Origin of the sequence: Vibrio sp. H11 (genome assembly GCF_004804295.1) — a bacterium.
Taxonomy (GTDB): domain Bacteria; phylum Pseudomonadota; class Gammaproteobacteria; order Enterobacterales; family Vibrionaceae; genus Vibrio; species Vibrio ostreae.
The window spans coordinates 237,160-253,864 of sequence record NZ_SSHN01000002.1 but is presented as its reverse complement, the minus strand read 5'-3'; the positions used below and the strand labels follow the sequence as shown (position 1 = coordinate 253,864).

Annotated in this window: 17 protein-coding genes and 1 other annotated feature; of the genes, 3 read left to right on the top strand and 14 right to left on the bottom strand. The window is 50.8% G+C overall.

What is annotated here, in order from left to right; translation table 11 throughout:
* Positions 1–100 precede the first annotated feature (100 nt).
* The 6 genes from deoC to E6C74_RS03905 form a co-directional block, all read right to left on the bottom strand.
* Positions 101–880: a deoxyribose-phosphate aldolase gene (gene deoC / locus E6C74_RS03925; protein ID WP_136483391.1), complete on the bottom strand. Its 780-nt coding sequence runs from the start codon at positions 878–880 to the stop codon at positions 101–103.
* Between the two features lie 499 nt (positions 881–1,379).
* Entirely contained in the window at positions 1,380–2,645 is a 1,266-nt protein-coding gene (locus E6C74_RS03920) for a NupC/NupG family nucleoside CNT transporter (RefSeq protein WP_136483390.1), read from the bottom strand.
* A 186-nt stretch (positions 2,646–2,831) separates the two neighbouring features.
* Positions 2,832–3,653 carry a TatD family hydrolase gene (locus E6C74_RS03915; RefSeq protein ID WP_136483389.1) on the bottom strand — a complete coding sequence of 274 codons (822 nt, stop codon included), beginning with the start codon at positions 3,651–3,653 and terminating at the stop codon, positions 2,832–2,834.
* Positions 3,628–3,765, bottom strand: a complete 138-nt coding sequence (locus tag E6C74_RS20965) for a DUF5363 family protein (protein WP_168796949.1) — start codon at positions 3,763–3,765, stop codon at positions 3,628–3,630. The genes E6C74_RS03915 and E6C74_RS20965 overlap by 26 nt, the downstream gene beginning before the upstream one ends.
* Before the next feature lie 23 nt (positions 3,766–3,788).
* The gene (yaaA, locus tag E6C74_RS03910; protein ID WP_136483388.1) at positions 3,789–4,565 is read right to left on the bottom strand and encodes a peroxide stress protein YaaA; all 777 of its coding nucleotides are present in this window, start codon (positions 4,563–4,565) and stop codon (positions 3,789–3,791) included.
* A gap of 125 nt (positions 4,566–4,690) precedes the next feature.
* Positions 4,691–6,115 carry a sodium:alanine symporter family protein gene (locus tag E6C74_RS03905; protein WP_136483387.1) on the bottom strand — a complete coding sequence of 475 codons (1,425 nt, stop codon included), beginning with the start codon at positions 6,113–6,115 and terminating at the stop codon, positions 4,691–4,693.
* Between the two features lie 695 nt (positions 6,116–6,810).
* Between E6C74_RS03905 and E6C74_RS03900 the strand changes: the two genes are divergently transcribed.
* Positions 6,811–6,990 carry a DUF3545 family protein gene (locus E6C74_RS03900; RefSeq protein ID WP_136483386.1) on the top strand — a complete coding sequence of 60 codons (180 nt, stop codon included), beginning with the start codon at positions 6,811–6,813 and terminating at the stop codon, positions 6,988–6,990.
* A gap of 92 nt (positions 6,991–7,082) precedes the next feature.
* Here the strand turns inward: E6C74_RS03900 and E6C74_RS03895 are convergent, their stop codons facing one another.
* From E6C74_RS03895 to nfo, 4 genes are all read right to left on the bottom strand, one after another.
* Positions 7,083–7,634, bottom strand: coding sequence for a hemerythrin domain-containing protein (locus E6C74_RS03895; RefSeq protein WP_136483385.1), 552 nt, complete (start codon positions 7,632–7,634; stop codon positions 7,083–7,085).
* Positions 7,635–7,746: 112 nt separating this feature from the next.
* The gene (gene ung / locus E6C74_RS03890) at positions 7,747–8,424 is read right to left on the bottom strand and encodes a uracil-DNA glycosylase (protein WP_136483384.1); all 678 of its coding nucleotides are present in this window, start codon (positions 8,422–8,424) and stop codon (positions 7,747–7,749) included.
* A gap of 100 nt (positions 8,425–8,524) precedes the next feature.
* On the bottom strand, positions 8,525–8,674 hold the full coding sequence (locus E6C74_RS20960; protein WP_168796948.1) for a hypothetical protein: 150 nt from the start codon (positions 8,672–8,674) through the stop codon (positions 8,525–8,527).
* Between the two features lie 169 nt (positions 8,675–8,843).
* A complete protein-coding gene (gene nfo, locus E6C74_RS03885) occupies positions 8,844–9,719 on the bottom strand; it encodes a deoxyribonuclease IV (protein WP_136483383.1) in 876 nt (291 codons plus the stop codon).
* 326 nt (positions 9,720–10,045) lie between these two features.
* Here nfo and grcA point away from each other — a divergent pair, with 326 nt between their 5' ends.
* Positions 10,046–10,423, top strand: coding sequence for an autonomous glycyl radical cofactor GrcA (gene grcA / locus E6C74_RS03880; RefSeq protein ID WP_136483382.1), 378 nt, complete (start codon positions 10,046–10,048; stop codon positions 10,421–10,423).
* A 135-nt stretch (positions 10,424–10,558) separates the two neighbouring features.
* On the opposite strand, the gene thrC is transcribed toward grcA, so the two are convergent.
* The 3 genes from thrC to thrA are packed head-to-tail and all read right to left on the bottom strand — an operon-like array spanning position 10,559 to position 15,273.
* Positions 10,559–11,842 carry a threonine synthase gene (thrC, locus tag E6C74_RS03875; protein WP_136483381.1) on the bottom strand — a complete coding sequence of 428 codons (1,284 nt, stop codon included), beginning with the start codon at positions 11,840–11,842 and terminating at the stop codon, positions 10,559–10,561.
* Positions 11,839–12,795, bottom strand: a complete 957-nt coding sequence (thrB, locus tag E6C74_RS03870) for a homoserine kinase (protein ID WP_136483594.1) — start codon at positions 12,793–12,795, stop codon at positions 11,839–11,841. Before thrB ends, thrC begins: the two co-directional genes overlap by 4 nt.
* 18 nt (positions 12,796–12,813) lie before the next feature.
* Positions 12,814–15,273 carry a bifunctional aspartate kinase/homoserine dehydrogenase I gene (gene thrA, locus E6C74_RS03865; RefSeq protein ID WP_136483380.1) on the bottom strand — a complete coding sequence of 820 codons (2,460 nt, stop codon included), beginning with the start codon at positions 15,271–15,273 and terminating at the stop codon, positions 12,814–12,816.
* A 31-nt stretch (positions 15,274–15,304) separates the two neighbouring features.
* Positions 15,305–15,423, bottom strand: a sequence feature (Thr leader region).
* A gap of 295 nt (positions 15,424–15,718) precedes the next feature.
* Between thrA and E6C74_RS03860 the strand changes: the two genes are divergently transcribed.
* A complete protein-coding gene (locus tag E6C74_RS03860; RefSeq protein ID WP_136483379.1) occupies positions 15,719–16,183 on the top strand; it encodes a hypothetical protein in 465 nt (154 codons plus the stop codon).
* A gap of 26 nt (positions 16,184–16,209) precedes the next feature.
* Here the strand turns inward: E6C74_RS03860 and E6C74_RS03855 are convergent, their stop codons facing one another.
* Positions 16,210–16,701: a putative 4-hydroxy-4-methyl-2-oxoglutarate aldolase gene (locus E6C74_RS03855; RefSeq protein ID WP_168796957.1), complete on the bottom strand. Its 492-nt coding sequence runs from the start codon at positions 16,699–16,701 to the stop codon at positions 16,210–16,212.
* Positions 16,702–16,705 lie beyond the last annotated feature (4 nt).

Genomic DNA, 16,705 nt, shown 5'->3' with positions numbered 1-16,705 from the left:
AAATACTGATTAGTAGAAAACACTGATTATTCGAAAACACGGCGAGTAAAAGGTGATGCGTGACGCACCACCTGTTTACTCAGAGATGAAGCTGAGTCGATCAGTACGCCGCCGGATCAGCTTTGTCATTGCTCACTTCCAGCGTGTTAAGCAGATTGGTCAGCAGGCTTGAGGCGCCAAAGCGGTAGTGACGGCTGTCGACCCAGTTATCACCCAGGATCTCATCGGCCATCGCCAGGTAGAGCGCAGCATCTTCTGCCGTGCGCACGCCACCGGCCGGCTTAAAGCCAACACTTTGTGCCACGCCCATGTCACGGATCACTTCCAGCATCATGCGCGCATATTCCGGGGTCGCGTTTTGCGCCACTTTACCGGTCGAGGTTTTAATGAAGTCCGCGCCCGCTTCAATACAGATTTGCGAAGCCTGTTTAATCAGCGCTTCCTGTTTCAGCTCACCGGTCTCGATGATCACTTTCAGCAGCACCTTATCACCACACGCCGCTTTACACTGTTTAACCAGTTCAAAACCAACCTGATCATTACCGGCCATCAGTGCGCGGTACGGGAACACCACATCCACTTCATCTGCGCCATAAGCGACAGCCGCTTTGGTTTCCGCTACAGCAATCTCGATATCGTCATTGCCGTGCGGGAAGTTAGTCACCGTCGCAATACGCACGTCAGATGTACCTTGTTCACGCAGGGTCTTCTTAGCAATAGGAATAAAGCGAGGGTAGATACAGATGGCGGCGGTATTACCGACCGGGCTTTTCGCATCGTGACAAAGCTGGATCACTTTGGCATCCGTATCGTCATCATTCAGCGTGGTTAAATCCATCAGTTTCAGTGCACGTAGTGCTGCTGCTTTTAAATCGCTCATTTCTATCTCCGATCAATAGTGTCAATTAGCTCACCACCCGAATGGTCATCTGACATCATTCCGGGCAGCAATAAAATGAACGGACTTGGTTCCCTGAAGACTCGGCAGCCGGACATCAGCCAGCCTGCCAATTGCTATCCTTGTCACCGCACAGTACCCGTTTACGCTCGGTTTCGGGCTCAGCAGGTGTATATAGGTACTGTTGAGACGGGCATGACAACTCCTGTCACCATGCTTACCGACCTACACAGTATAGATATTCACAGCAAAACTGTAGCGCCCTGCCCGGAGCAAACGGTTTGTATCTCAAAATAACAGACTGAGGAAATCAGCCTCTGTCGGGCCGGCGCGCCATAAAGCCAATCACGCAGGTCGGGTGGGTCCGTTCTGTCCACCCGACTTTTCTCCCGCCCTGAGAGAAAAAATAAAAAAACCCCGCAGCAATCTCTTGCTACGGGGTGATGTTTAAACGGCGTCTATATATAGATTCTCGACTGACTTAGAAAGACAGGAAGAAGCCAGCAATGGTTGCTGCCATCAGGTTAGATAGCGTACCAGCAGCCACAGCTTTCATACCGAAACGAGCGATGTCGTGACGACGGTTAGGTGCAATACCACCCAGGCCGCCCAGCAGAATCGCAATCGATGACAGGTTCGCAAAACCACACAGAGCGAACGAGATGATTGCTGCGGTCTTCTCAGACATCACGGCGCCAGTTGTTGCCAGTACCTGCGCATTTTCGCCCACGTAAGGCACGAAGTTCAGGTAAGCAACGAATTCGTTCACCACGATCTTCTGACCAATGAAAGAGCCCGCCAGAGTCGCTTCAGACCAAGGCACACCGATAACGAATGCCAGTGGAGAGAAAACCCAGCCCAACAGCAGTTCCAGAGTCAGTTGTGGCATACCGAACCAGCCACCAACGCCACCCAGAATGCCGTTGATCAGCGCGATCAGACCGATAAACGCCAACAGCATCGCACCGATATTCAGAGCCAGTTGCAGACCCATTGATGCACCACCAGCAGCGGCATCAATGACGTTAGCGGGTTTGTCGTCGCCGCCGTCGATGTCTACGTTACCCAGTTCTTCTTCCGGAGCGTCAGTTTCAGGTTTGATGATTTTTGCAAACAGCAGACCACCCGGTGCCGCCATGAAAGAGGCCGCAACCAGATACTCCAGTGGCACACCCATCGCTGCGTAACCGGCCATGACACCGCCCGCTACCGAAGCCAGACCACCACACATCACTGCGAACAGCTCAGACTGTGTCATTTTTGGTACAAACGGACGGACTACCAGTGGTGCTTCAGTTTGACCAACGAAAATGTTGGCTGCAGCAGACATAGATTCCGCACGAGAAGTGCCCAGCGCTTTTTGCAGGCCACCACCCAGAATCTTAATAACCCACTGCATGATACCCAGGTAGTACAGAACTGAGATCAGGGCTGAGAAGAAAATGACGGTAGGAAGTACCTGGAAAGCAAAGATAAAACCGATACCGTCAACAGAGAAGTTAACCAGGCTGCCAAACAGGAAGCCGATACCGTCTTTACCATAATCGATTACGCTCTGAACACCAGCAGTGAAGCTTGCCAGCAGATCACGACCCCAAGGGACGTAAAGAACGAAACCACCCAGTGCGAATTGGATAGCGAATGCGCCACCCACGGTTCTAAAGTTAATAGCTTTACGGTCTTCAGACAGCAGCAGGGCGATGCCGAGCAGTACTGCCATACCGATGAGGCTCATAAACAGGCTCATAGTTTATGATTTCCTTATAAGTTTATTGTTGGCGTGTAACAAAATGGAGCTCAAAAGCGTGGCAATTATACTCACCCCTAGATCGATAAAGTAATGCACCCTTCACACTTTCTAATAAGATTCACTGTTCATTCATTTCAATATGTGACTTTAATCACCATTTTGTCACTAGATGTGACAATCGTACTACATTTCCGTTGGGATTCGTTCACAAATAGAAAAGAGCAAATTGCTGTTTTTCCAAACTGCACTAGCAACCGTTTGCTTATCCTCTTTTCGCAGCAGAACCAGTTCGTTCAATACCAGAGGCAAACGGCAGGGATGGTTGTTGTGGCCCTGGTATCCGCACAATGGCATATCAGGGGCATCGGTTTCGAGCACTAAATGCTCAAGTGGCAGAGCAGAAATTGTACGCCGGGTTTTATTGGCGCGCGGATAGGTAATCCCGCCGCCAACGCCGATTTTAAAGCCCAGATCGATAAACTGACGCGCTTGCTGCTCACTGCCAGAGAACGCGTGTAATACGCCACCGCCCTGAAAGCGTGTCTGCTTGAGCAGTTGCAATAAACGGTTATGGGTTTTGCGGCTGTGCAGCACCACAGGCAAGCCTGCCGCTTGTGCTAACGCCAGTTGGCCGAGTAACAGCGTTTCCTGCACCTTGGCGTCAATATCCACCATGGCGTCCAGCCCCACTTCTCCCACAGCGACACAAGCAGAACTGCGGGCGTCGAGCGCCTGTTCAAGGTCATCTAATGGATTTAAACCAGCCGATGCTAAGAAATAAGGGTGATAGCCCAGTGCATAATAGATGTGGTCCGGATAATCAGCAGCGAGTGTTGCCACCCGCTGCCAGTTTTGCCGGCCGATAGAAGGGATCAGAATGCGTTGCACACCCTGCTGGCATGCCAAAGCCAATTCGTCGGCAAACTGCGCCGCGAAGGCATCGAAATCAAAATGACAGTGAGTATCAAACAGAGGATACTCAGGCGTCGTCACGGCTGCGCTCATGGACCGGGTCTTTACGATACGGCACACAACAGCGTTTCTGCTCCGGCGTCAGTCCCATGCTGACACACCAGGCATCATAACGCGCCAGCCACTTTTTAAACCATGCCATCATACTCTGTCCTCTTGCGGCGTTAATTAAGCCTGCTCTTCGCGTTTGAATACCAACTCGGTCGGCGTCGATTCATCCGCGGCAAAATAGTAACCTGCCGTATCAAAAGCTTCGAGCTGCTTCACCGATTCAATGCGGTTTTCAATAATATAGCGTGCCATCATGCCGCGCGCTTTTTTGGCGTAGAAGCTGATGACCTTGTACTGACCGTTTTTGCAGTCTTTGAACACCGGCGTAATGATCTGCGCATCCAGTGCTTTCGGCTTCACCGCCTTAAAGTACTCGTTAGACGCGAGATTGATCAGCACATTATCGCCCTGCGCGCTGAGCGCTTCATTCAGCTTGTCGGTAATGATGTTGCCCCAGAACTGATACAGGTTACTGCCGCGCTCATTAGCCAGCTTCGTGCCCATCTCCAGACGGTATGGCTGCATCAGATCAAGCGGCTTGAGCAGACCGTACAGGCCTGAGAGCATACGCAGATGGCTCTGGGCATAGCTCAGGTCATCATCGCTCAGGGTTTGCGCATCCAGACCGGTGTAGACATCACCTTTAAACGCAAAGATAGCCTGACGGGCGTTATCCGTGGTAAACGTCTCGCTCCACTCGGCAAAGCGTGCCACGTTGAGACCGGCAATTTTATCGCTCACTTTCATCAGCTCAGAAATGTCAGCCGGGGTCAGTTGGCGGCAAACCTCAATCAGCTGTTTGGATTGCTCGGTCAGCTCCGGCTGGGTGTAACGTTCACTCGGCAGCGGTGACTCGTAGTCAAGCGTTTTGGCTGGTGATACCACAATCAGCATAATCATATCCTAGTTGTTTTCTTTGCCTATAGCCTACAAAAAAAGCCATGCATTGTCTGCATGGCTTTTCCAATAACAGCTATCGGTACAATCTTACAACCAACAGCCCTATAACGTATCCGTGGTTACTTATTGTTATCCCAGATACCGTCTTCCAGCTGAGATTTCAGCTCAGGGTACTCATTGGCATCAAAGGTCGGCACTTTACCCGCTTTCAGCTGACGGTTGTAGTCTTTGGCCAGCTTAATCACGATACCGGACAGCAGCAGAATCGCCACCAGGTTAACAATCGCCATCATACCCATCGATACGTCTGCCATCGACCATACGGTTGGCAGGGTCGCCAGTGAACCAAACATCACCATACCCAGGAACACGATACGGAAGATAGCCAGACCTTTCTTGTTGTTGTGTTCAAGGAAGATAAGGTTCGTCTCAGCGTATGAGTAGTTAGCGATGATTGAGGTAAAGGCGAAGAAGAAGATCGCCATGGCGATAAAGATGCTACCCCAGTTGCCCACTTGCGAGCTTAGCGCGCGCTGAGTCAGCTCGATACCGGTCACATCGCCGTGCGGCACGTATTCACCCGACATCAGAATAATAGCCACAGTCGCTGAACAGATAACGATGGTGTCAACGAACACACCCAGCATCTGTACATAACCTTGTGAAGCCGGGTGTGGCGGGTACGGTGTTGCCGTGGCAGCCGCGTTCGGCGCAGAGCCCATACCGGCTTCGTTCGAGAACAGGCCGCGTTTAATACCGTTGATCATCGCCTGGGCAATCGCATAACCCAGACCACCAGCCGCCGCTTGCTCAAAGCCGAACGCACTCTTGATAATCAGAGTCAGCACTGCTGGCAGCTTCTCAATGTTCATCACCATCACAAACAGCGCAATACCAACATATGCCAGCGCCATAAATGGAACGATGATTTCTGCCGTGCGGGCAATCTTACGGATACCACCGAAGATCACAAACGCAGACAGTACAACAATCACAATACCGATGTGCAGCGGCTCAAAACCAAATGCGGTAGTCATCGCGTTCGTGATCGAGTTGGCTTGTACTGCGTTGAATACCAGACCAAACGCGATCATCAGGAAGATAGAGAACAGGACACCCATCCAGCGCATGCCCAGGCCTTTTTCCATGTAGTAAGCCGGCCCACCGCGGTAATTGCCGTCTTTATCACGGGTTTTGTACAGCTGCGCCAGCGTACTTTCTGCAAATGAGGTCGCCATACCGAGCATAGCGGTCATCCACATCCAGAAAATCGCACCCGGACCACCCATGGTCAAAGCCACAGCGACACCCGCCATGTTACCGGTACCGACACGAGCAGCCAGACTGGTACAAAGGGCTTGGAAAGAAGAAATACCAGCTTTGTCCTCTTTGCGGCTGTTCTTCAAAACTGAGAACATGTGGCCGAAATGACGGAACTGAATGAAACCTAAACGCAGTGTGAAGTAAATGCCCACACCCACCAGCAGATAAACCAGAATTGATCCCCAAAGCAGATCGTTCATCAAATTAATTAAGTCTGTCACAAGAACCTCTCGTAGAGTGATTGCGCTAATCTGAGCCGATCGTCAGCACCACAAACGTATCTTCGCAAACAGCGAAATTATCAGAGTTATGGCATACGTTTGTTGTGATTTCCGCGGTCGGGATGACCAGTAGAATAAATCAGCGAATTTTTGACGGGCGGATAATGCAGGCTGCAATAGCAAAAATCAATATGCAATAAGATTCATTTTATTGTTATTTTTTACTATACAATCACCATTCATTAACACGTTACCAATCAAAAATAACACAAAGTCGGAACAATAGACCAGCAATTACGCAACATATCAGGATAAAAACACAGCATAAAAGCCTAGTTGCATAAAATCAATCTCATCCATTGAGAATAAAGGGATAAGGCGCAGAGCGACGTTATTTTGTCAGTAAAAAGTCATAATTTTAAATCAAGCGCACAAAAAACCATCAACCACAGATTGTCGCACGAACTCTTCAACACCTTTTTAACAACCTTCCCAGACCACTTTATCGTTTGCGTGACTCCAAGTGCTGCTTTTTTGCTCACCTCAATCGATGGAAATCGTGAATTTCAGACAAAAAACACATTTAATATTCATCTAAACGAAACAAATGAGAAATAAATCAAAGTTAGCCTGAGGCTAAACGTGCTATTTAGACAGCACTCATGGCGAGATGACAACAACAATGAGGCTTGATTATGGATGACTTGCACTTTGATGAAATGTTGGATAGGGAAATCACCAAGATTCGCACTACCCGTGCGAAACCAGCCAAACGAATGTGGCGGGAGATCGAAGCCATTCGCGATAAAAAGCGTCTGGAAAAAGAGCTGCTCGACATGGACGTCTGTCTGGAACTTGATGAGCTCAAACTATGATGTAGTTTAACCAGTGAGACGTCAAAGGCACCCTTGGGTGCCTTTGTAGTGTCTGGACTTTAGCCTGGCTATCGCCCAACGGCATTACCTAATCAGGTGCATTCGGATTCGCTTTTACGTACCCGGCGCGCAAGCTGAGTAAAGCGATCAGCAATGGTTTCACCAAACACCGGATCGTCTTCATTCTGGCTCCATTGCTCTTCCACTTTCTGCCAGTCTTCCACGCTAAAGGTGCGGCTGATAAGCGGTAAAATCGACTGCTCTTCCAGTTCCATATGGCGACGCTGCGCGCTAATAAAGCTTTCCATTTTTTCGATAAACACATCCTGCGGCACCACCGCGTCCTGCAGAATCATTTCAACCACATCGACAAAAGCATGGGTTTGCTCAGCCAGACGTACGTGCTCTTTCTCCAGGTCCTCTACCGATTGGTTATCACCGTAATGGTCCATATAATAGCGGTAGAGAATGTCTTCTTTCGGATGATGCACCGTTTCAGAATGTGTCGCCAGGTAATCGACGATCTCTTTGACCAGGCTGTAGTTGATTGGCTGCTCATCCTTAAGCAATTGCAGCTTGTTACGCAAAATCGCCAGTAGCCGTGTCATGTAGCCGTGTTCGCGTCTGATTCTCTCAATCATCATAGTGTGTCTCCCGTACACTTACTTAAAGTAAGTGTATATAAGGAAGCCGGGACACGCTTTGATTCTGGTCGAAAAAACGCAATTATCGCCCAAAGACGATATCTTACCCAACTCAGTCAGAGTGTGGCTGCCAGTCGATGGGTGCAAAACCTTGCTGCTCAAGTATCTGATTGGTTTTGGAAAAATGTCCGGAACCGAAAAAACCACGGTGGGCGGATAACGGGGACGGGTGCGGCGCGGTCAGCACATGGTGACGCTGACGGTCAATCATGCTGCCTTTTTTCTGCGCGTGAGAGCCCCACAACAGAAATACAATGCCGTCACCATGCTGATTAAGCGCATCAATCACTCGGTCGGTAAAGGTTTCCCAGCCGGTTTTGGCGTGTGAGTGGGCCTTGCCCTGCTCAACGGTTAACACCGTGTTGAGCAGTAATACACCTTGTTCAGCCCAGCTCTTCAGATAGCCGTGTGCCGGGATGGTAAAACCGGGAATGTCCTGTGCTAACTCTTTATAGATGTTCACCAGGGATGGCGGTGTTTTGATACCAGGTTGCACAGAAAAGCATAACCCGTGAGCCTGATTTGGCCCGTGATAAGGATCCTGGCCGAGAATCACCACTTTTACCTGGTCAAACTCAGTGAAACGAAACGCGTTAAAAACATCGTGCGCGGGAGGAAAGATGACTTTGCCGGCCTGTCGCTCGGCTTCAATAAACGCCAGTGTGTGCTGAAAATACTCTTGTTGTTTTTCGTTGCCGATGACATCGTGCCACGTCAGGGACTGAGCCATAAACCTTCCTTACTGTCTGAATGAGCAGGTGATTGTAACCTGATTTTGCTTCAGACGTCAGTGCAGTCGGACATGGCCCAGTGTGACAGCAGAACATCAGCTAATGATGGGGTCTGCTCGGTTGCGGTGAACGATGATGACCCTGACCGGTGACGTGGCGGTTTGGTACCGGCATACGTGGCACGGCGCGTGAAATCGTGGTGAGCGTAGCGCATGAAATGGTAAGTGAGGTACGAGTCACTGCTTGCATAATGGCATCCTTCTTTATCTGTTATTTAAATATCAGCTATAACATCAACGATTCAAACATGCGCCACGCAACGGCGAGTGCGCATGGGTAAAATCATAGTGATGAAACATCATCTACATATAAATGTAATGAAAGAAAAATGCCAAGAAAGAGAAATTAGCCGAATATTTTACGCCTGCTGATGAAAATGGCGTAGCGCCTGAATCTCATCCGCCCAGAGATCCGGGTCGATCGTTTCTAAAATCAATGGGATACCATTAAAACGAGTATCTTTAGCTATGTATTCAAAACAGCTCCATCCGATCTCTCCCGCCCCCAGCGAGTGGTGACGGTCGACCCGGCTACCGTAGGCCGACTTTGAATCATTAATATGCATTGCCCTTAAATAGTGCATACCGACAATGCGATCGAATTCAGCAAAGGTCGCTTCGCACGCTTGGGCACTGCGCAGATCATAGCCGGCAGCAAAGGTATGACAGGTATCTAAGCACACACCGACCCGCGATTTATCTTCCACCTGCGCGATGATTTCCGCCAGATGTTCAAACTTCCAGCCGAGGTTAGTGCCTTGCCCTGCGGTGTTCTCAATCACCGCAATCACATCTGGTACGGCCTGATGAGCCAGGTTAATCGATTCGGCGATCGTGGCCAGACATTCACTTTCGCTAACCTGTTTCAGATGACTGCCGGGATGGAAGTTGAGCAGCGTCAGACCCAGTTGCTGGCAGCGTTCCATCTCGTCAATAAACGCCGCGCGTGACTTATTGAGTTTTTCTTCTTCCGGCGCGCCCAGGTTAATCAGATACGAGTCATGCGGCAAAATGTGCTCAGCGGAAAAACCCAGCCGGGCACAGTTGGCTTTGAATGCCCGGATAGTGGACGCTTCCAGCGGCTTGGCCACCCACTGACGCTGGTTCTTGGTAAACAGAGCAAAGGCGTTGGCGCCGATCTCTTTCGCTCGCAACGGAGCCTGATCGACCCCGCCGGATGCCGAAACATGCGCGCCGATAAATTTCGTGGTCAGGTTGGTATTACTGTTTGTCATTCAATCACTACACACTTTCAGTTCTACTTGCTAACTGCCTGATGTCGGGCCAGGCAGAACACGCCAAGAACCAAATATGTAGTAAAATTACTACACATTTGGTTCTCACATAAATTTGAGTACTTACGACCAGAAAAGCATTGCTATGTTTTAAAACGCTTTGTTGATCATAATCAACATTTTAACCGTTATTAAATTGTGTCTTAATGTTGTTTATTGACCTAAATCAATACAATAAATAGGGATATTGGATATATAATATCAAGCTCAGCCCGCATTGAAAATTAACAACCATTCATGCCCTATCAGTGAACGAGGAGATTGTAATGATCCAAGGTATCCAAATTACTCAAGCCGCTAATGATGACCTACTTAACTCCATTTGGCTAATCGATAATGAAGCCAACGAAGCGCGCTGCGTTGCCGCTGTCGCCGGTTATCAAGCCGATCAGGTGGTGGCTTTAAACGAACTGGGTCAGTTCGAAAGCCGTGAAATTGCGATTGAGCGCACACCACGCATCGAAGGCGGTCAGCACCTGAACGTCAACGTCCTGAAACGCGAAACCCTGCTGGATGCAGTCGAAAACCCGGATAAATACCCACAGCTGACGATTCGTGTTTCCGGCTACGCGGTGCGTTTTAACTCACTGACTCAAGAGCAGCAGCGCGACGTTATCGCGCGTACTTTTACTGAGACTCTGTAAGTCTCAGACCGACACTTAAGTCACAGGACAAAGTCCAGATGCAAAAAAGCGGTGCTCCAGGCACCGCTTTTTATTTACTGTGGCACAACGACTCATTTGCTCACCCAGAACTAACCGTCGCTCTGTATCGGCCGATTAAGACTGCACATTAACCAGCAGCGATTTCAGCGCGTCGAAGTCATTATCCAGATCCACCGACAGCAGCTCCATCGCCGCATGCTTGGCCAGAGGAGCCGGCAGTTCGATATCTGACTGCAGAATATCATCCACCACTTCTTTGAATTTCGCCGGATGCGCGGTACACAGGAACAGGCCAGTTTCACCCGGCTGAAGCTGTTCATTCAGGACGCGGTAAGCGATTGCACCGTGAGGCTCACACAGGTAACCCAGCGCGTGCAGCTCTTTCACCGATTCAGCACTTTCGTTATCCAGCACTGCGCCTTTACCCAGAGTTTCCAGACCCCAGTCTTTCAGGCGGCACAACTCTTCGATGCGCGGCCAGTTGTTTGGCTGGCTGACATCCATGGCGTTTGAGGTGGTGGCAACCGTTGGCTTGGGATCCCATTGACCGGTTTCCAGGTAACGAGGCACCGTATCGTTGGCATTCGTTGCCGCGATAAAGCGCTTGATTGGCAAACCGAGTGCTTTCGCCAGCAGGCCGGCAGTCAGGTTACCAAAGTTACCGCTTGGTACCGAGATCACCAGGTTTTCGCGTTCAGCTTTGCTCAGCTGCGCGGCAGCTTCGAAGTAGTAGCAGATCTGCGCCATCAGACGACTAATGTTGATCGAGTTTGCTGAGTTCAGACCGATCTGCTTACGCAGCTCAGCATCATCAAAGGCTTTTTTCACCAATGCCTGACAGGCATCGAAATCACCGTTGATCGCCACAGTGTGGATATTGTTACCCAGCGTACAGAACAGTTTTTCCTGCAGCGGACTGATCTTGCCTTTCGGATACAGGATCACGACATTGATGTCTTCCATGCCGTAAAACGCGTGCGCTACTGCTGCACCGGTATCACCGGACGTTGCGGTCAGGATGGTGATTTTACCGCCGTCAGAGACGGCAGCCAGTGATTGCGCCATAAAGCGACCACCGAAGTCTTTGAACGCCAGAGTCGGGCCATGGAACAGCTCCAGTGCGTACACGCCGTCTTTGACTGACTTAATCGGAGCCGGGAACTGAAATGCCGCATCGACCATAGCGTTGACCTGCTCTTCTGCCAGTTCGTCACCAATCAGTGCCGACAAAATCTTGGTGCTACGCGCGACAAAGTCTTGCGCCAGCAGCGCATCGATGTCATCAAACTTAGGCAGTTCCGACGGGAAAAACAGGCCCTGGTTACGGCCTAACCCTTGGCGCACGGCTTGGCCAAAGGAAACTTGTTCATCATTTTCTTTTATGTTGTAAAGCTTCATAGCTCACTTCCTGTCACTTTCGAACCCTGCTTGTCGAGACGACAAACATGCACGAATCCTTCTTCATTTTGGACGTAATTTTGTTCCAGCCAACGCGCAACACGCTCAGCCACTTCTTTGTCTTTACAGACACTGAACAGGGTCGGGCCGCTGCCCGAGATACCGGTGGCCAGAGCGCCTGCAGAGGTCGCGTACTGACGCGCCTGCGCAAAGCCAGGCAGCAGTTTCTCACGATACGGCTCTGCGATCACGTCTTTGATCATTTTTGCCGCCAGTTCAGGCTGATCGGTATGGCAAGCGTGAATAAAGCCGGCCAGATAGCGGCCATGGGCAATAATATCCTGACGACGATACTGCGCCGGCAGAATCGCGCGCGCTTCGGCGGTGGAGACCTTGATGCCCGGATACGCCATCACCCAGTACCAGTCATCAAAACACGGGACTTCCTGGCTGATGATACCCAGCTCTTCCAGCATCAGTTGCACGCCGCCCAGATAACACGGCGCCACATTGTCATAGTGGATGCCACCGGAAATCTTGCCTTCCATTTCGCCCATCAGCGCCAGCAGCTCGGTTTCATTCAGCGGCTGACCGTGAAAACGGTTCAGCGCATCGAGTGCGGCCACGATAGAACAGGCACTGGAGCCAAGGCCGGAACCAATCGGCATATTCTTTTCCAGTGTCATGTCGAGCGGTTTGAGTGCGATGTGCTTTTTGTCCAGTTCGCGGGCAAACACAGTCCAGCAGTCGTAAACGATATTCTCTTTCGGATCGGTCGGTAGTTTAGCAACAAAGTTACCAGCCGTGTGCAGAGTAAACGCTTCGCTGCCCGCTTTGACCATCACGCGGTCGCCGAGCAGAGTGCCGTCCACCGGGGACACCGCGGCCCCCAGTACATCAAAACCGACACTGACATTACCAATCGATGCCGGAGCATAAACGACGACACTCATATCACTTGAACTCATTGATTAAACCCCTAATTTCCAGCCTAAAGTACGCATCACATCGGCAAATACACCGGCCGCAGTCACTTCGGTACCCGCGCCGTAGCCGCGCAGTACCAGAGGAATTGGTTGATAGTAACGGCTGTAGAATGCCAGCGCGTTCTCGCCATCCTTGATCTTAAACATTGGATCGTTTTCATCGGCCACCGCAATACGCACGTGACACTGGCCGTCGCTGATCTCACCCACGTAACGCAGCACTTTGCCTTCTTTAGCCGCTTCATCACACAGCGACTTGAAGTACGCATCCGCCTGCGGCAGACGAGCCATGAAATCTTCCACACTGCCTGACGCATCAAAGCCCGGAGGCAGAGCCTGCTCGACATTCACATCCGCCAGCTCCAGCACCATACCCGCTTCACGTGCCAGGATCAGCAGCTTACGCGCCACATCCATACCGGACAGGTCATCACGCGGATCCGGCTCAGTGAAACCCTTCTCTTTGGCGACTGTGGTGGCTTCACTGAAAGAAAGCCCTTCATCGAGTTTACCGAAGATAAACGACAGCGAACCGGACAGAATACCGTTGAATTTCTCCAGCTCATCACCGGCGGCAATCAGGTTTTGCAGGTTTTCAATGACCGGCAGACCGGCGCCAACTGTGGTCTCGTACATCAGTTTACGACGTGAGTGGCGCGCCACTTCACGCAACTGATGGTAGTACGCCATGCTGGCCGTATTGGCTTTCTTGTTCGGTGTCACCACGTGGAAACCGGCCGACAGGAAGTCTGCATACTGGCTGGCAATCTCATCGCTTGACGTACAGTCGACCAGCACCGGGTTAATGATGTGGTTGCGTTGCACCAGGGCAATCAGACGCGCCAGTGAGAACTCTTCTGAAGCATCGTTCATGCGGTCACGCCAGTGCTCCAGCGGCAGACCGTCACTGTCCAGCAGCAGGCCTTTGCTGTTCGCCAGACCGCACACGCGGATCACGATACCTTTGTCTGCCAGTTTCGCTTGCTGACGATGGATCTGATCAACCAGTTCGCCGCCGACACCGCCGACACCGACCACGAACACATCGAGGAAGTGTTTCGAGTTGAACAGATTTTCGTGGCACGATTTGATCGCCAGCGACACTTTATCTTCCGGGATCACCGCTGAGATCGCACGCTCAGACGAGCCCTGGGCAATCGCCACGATATTGACGTGCGCTTCGGTCAGTGAAGCGAAGAATTGTGACGCCACGCCGCGTGTGGTGCGCATGCCATCACCAACCAGAGTGATGATCGACAGGTCATCGATAAACTCAACCGGCTCGAGCAGTCCATCTTTCAGTTCCAGCTCGAACGACTCGGCCAGCGCCTGTTGGGCCAGCGCTTTGTGCTGCGCTTCAATACAGAAGCTGATGCTGTACTCAGAAGAAGACTGAGTGATAAGTACAATCGACACACCCGCAGCAGACATAGCGCCGAACACTCGGCTCGCCATACCAACCATGCCCTTCATCCCCGGGCCGGAGACGTTGACCATGGTCAGATCGTTCAGGGTAGTGATGCCTTTGATCGCCAATTTATCTTCACCGGTATCCTGACCAATCAGCGTGCCCGGACCTTGCGGGTTGAAGCTGTTTTTGATCAAACAAGGGATATGGAACTGGGCAATCGGCGCGATGGTTTTCGGGTGCAGAACGGACGCACCGAAGTAAGACAGTTCCATCGCTTCCTGGTAACTGAGTGATTTGAGCAGACGCGCATCGTCGACCAGACGCGGATCACAGTTGTAGACACCGTCGACATCGGTCCAGATTTCACAGCAATCAGCCCGCAGACAAGCTGCCAGTACCGCCGCCGAATAGTCAGAACCATTACGGCCCAGGCACACCAGCTCGCCTTTTTTATTGCCGGCAGTAAAGCCAGGCATGATGTTGACGTGATTGGCTGGGAGCGGGTTCTGTTTAAAGCGCTGCGTGGAAGCATCCACATCCACCATGGCTTCCAGATAGTCGCCTTTGGCCAGCAGGTACTGCACCGGGTCAATCAGGTTAGCGGCCAGCCCCTTCGCTTCCATCACCGCTTTCATCAGCTGGATAGAAATGCGCTCACCTTTACTGATGATGCGGGCATTAACATAATCCGGGCAAGTGCCCAGCAGGCTCATGCCGTGCACATACTGACGCAGTTGCGCCATGGCTGTGCTGACCTGCTGCTCGAAGTCTTTACCATCGATATTCGGTAATACCGCTTTAATCGCTGCAAACAGCTCATGAAATGACGTTTCCAGTTCTGCGACCTGGAGTTCAGCTTCGCCGTTGCGCAGTGCATTTTCAATCACGGCCACCAGCTTGTTGGTGGTTTTACCCGGCGCTGAAAGTACCACTGCCACTTCTTCTTGTTGTGCATTGTTGGCAATGATATCGGCCGCTCTTAAAAAACGGTCAGCATCAGCTAACGATGAACCTCCAAACTTTAATACTCGCATCCCTTCCTCCGAATATTGTAAAAAACTGGTATAAAAAAAGGCCTGTACCGGTTGGGGTACAGGCCTTTTTTCGAAAATTTTACGCTCAGCAGCCTGCCCCAACATGCGTAATGTCGGTAATAATAATGGTGGTGGTCATTACTACTAGGCTGTTTGTAAACATATGAATTCTTGCGTAAGTCGTGTGTTTGCGTTCCCTTACGTTTAACCTATTTTTGCTTAAAGAGTCAACGAAAAATTTGATTTTTTGGCCTCTTTTTCAAAATTATCGCCTAAAGCTTCAAATCATCATGATTCATATAACTGCTTTATGGCCGAAGCGGGTATACGCTAGGTTGATGATTCAGAATCAGATTATTTCTTCGGCAGCCCCGCCGATTTTGTGCTTTACTTAAACGCAGTGCAGTGGACAGCAGACAACGATAAAAATGATAAGGAGGGGTGAATGAAAGTCATTCTCGGCATATCTTGCCTCGCCTTCGCCTTGTCGGCGCAAGCCATCACCCTTCCCTCGCTGCCATCGCAGCAGGTCACCTCACCACACAACATGTTTTTCACCACCGAACAGGACAATCAGGGCTTTGACAGTTGGGTGATTGATGGTGGCTACATGTACAACATTTTTCGCGATGTCGACCTGTATGTTGGTGCGCGGGTCAATTCATCGATTAACGGCGGAGAAAATGGTTTTCTCAGCGGCGTGCGCTATCAACTGACCGAGCGGGTATCGTTGAAAAGTACCGTGTACTCCCTCAACCGCAGTGATGATGACAGTAAAAATGGCAATGACTCCCTCTCAGCCGAACTCTCCAGCAGCCTGCGTCTGTCAGACAATCTCGACCTGCGTGCCACACTGGATTATCAGCAGTGGCAGCAAGGCATTGAGGTCGGTATCGGCTTTCGTTTCTGACGTCAATCGGACTCAGTCAGTCTGACTCAAAGAGAGCTTAAATCCAGTTGGTGCTGGGAGAGCAGCACGCCATTCCAATCGGCATAAATGTAATCGCCCGGATGAATCATCTGATTGTGGATATTGAGGCTGACGTTGATATCTCCGGCACCGCGTTTCTCGGTTTTGAACGGACAGGCGGCCAGCGCTTTAATGCCTAAATCGATTTGCGACATGGTCACCACATCACGCACTGCGCCATTGATGATCACCCCTTCCCACTCATTTTCAATCGCACTGATGGCAATCTGATCGCCCATCAGCGCTTTGCGGCAAGAACCGTGGCCGTCGACCACCAGCACCTTACCCTTACCATTACGGCTCAGAACTTCTTTGACTTTAGAATTATCATGGTAGCAACGTACGGTGACAATCTCGCCCCAGAACGCACTGCGCATGCCAAAGTTTTGCAGTGGCAACTCAAGCAGCGTTACCTTGGATTGGTATTTATCACAAATATCCGGTGTTATATCTCTCATCATT

What these genes read in the sequence shown, in the direction of transcription:
- deoC (WP_136483391.1), bottom strand. Translation starts at nt 880, where the DNA reads ATGAGCGATTTAAAAGCAGCAGCACTACGTGCACTGAAACTGATGGAT.
- E6C74_RS03920 (WP_136483390.1), bottom strand. Translation starts at nt 2,645, where the DNA reads ATGAGCCTGTTTATGAGCCTCATCGGTATGGCAGTACTGCTCGGCATC.
- E6C74_RS03915 (WP_136483389.1), bottom strand. Translation starts at nt 3,653, where the DNA reads ATGAGCGCAGCCGTGACGACGCCTGAGTATCCTCTGTTTGATACTCAC.
- E6C74_RS20965 (WP_168796949.1), bottom strand. Translation starts at nt 3,765, where the DNA reads ATGATGGCATGGTTTAAAAAGTGGCTGGCGCGTTATGATGCCTGGTGT.
- yaaA (WP_136483388.1), bottom strand. Translation starts at nt 4,565, where the DNA reads ATGCTGATTGTGGTATCACCAGCCAAAACGCTTGACTACGAGTCACCG.
- E6C74_RS03900 (WP_136483386.1), top strand. Translation starts at nt 6,811, where the DNA reads ATGGATGACTTGCACTTTGATGAAATGTTGGATAGGGAAATCACCAAG.
- E6C74_RS03895 (WP_136483385.1), bottom strand. Translation starts at nt 7,634, where the DNA reads ATGATGATTGAGAGAATCAGACGCGAACACGGCTACATGACACGGCTA.
- ung (WP_136483384.1), bottom strand. Translation starts at nt 8,424, where the DNA reads ATGGCTCAGTCCCTGACGTGGCACGATGTCATCGGCAACGAAAAACAA.
- E6C74_RS20960 (WP_168796948.1), bottom strand. Translation starts at nt 8,674, where the DNA reads ATGCAAGCAGTGACTCGTACCTCACTTACCATTTCATGCGCTACGCTC.
- nfo (WP_136483383.1), bottom strand. Translation starts at nt 9,719, where the DNA reads ATGACAAACAGTAATACCAACCTGACCACGAAATTTATCGGCGCGCAT.
- grcA (WP_136483382.1), top strand. Translation starts at nt 10,046, where the DNA reads ATGATCCAAGGTATCCAAATTACTCAAGCCGCTAATGATGACCTACTT.
- thrC (WP_136483381.1), bottom strand. Translation starts at nt 11,842, where the DNA reads ATGAAGCTTTACAACATAAAAGAAAATGATGAACAAGTTTCCTTTGGC.
- thrB (WP_136483594.1), bottom strand. Translation starts at nt 12,795, where the DNA reads ATGAGTGTCGTCGTTTATGCTCCGGCATCGATTGGTAATGTCAGTGTC.
- thrA (WP_136483380.1), bottom strand. Translation starts at nt 15,273, where the DNA reads ATGCGAGTATTAAAGTTTGGAGGTTCATCGTTAGCTGATGCTGACCGT.
- E6C74_RS03860 (WP_136483379.1), top strand. Translation starts at nt 15,719, where the DNA reads ATGAAAGTCATTCTCGGCATATCTTGCCTCGCCTTCGCCTTGTCGGCG.
- E6C74_RS03855 (WP_168796957.1), bottom strand. Translation starts at nt 16,701, where the DNA reads ATGAGAGATATAACACCGGATATTTGTGATAAATACCAATCCAAGGTA.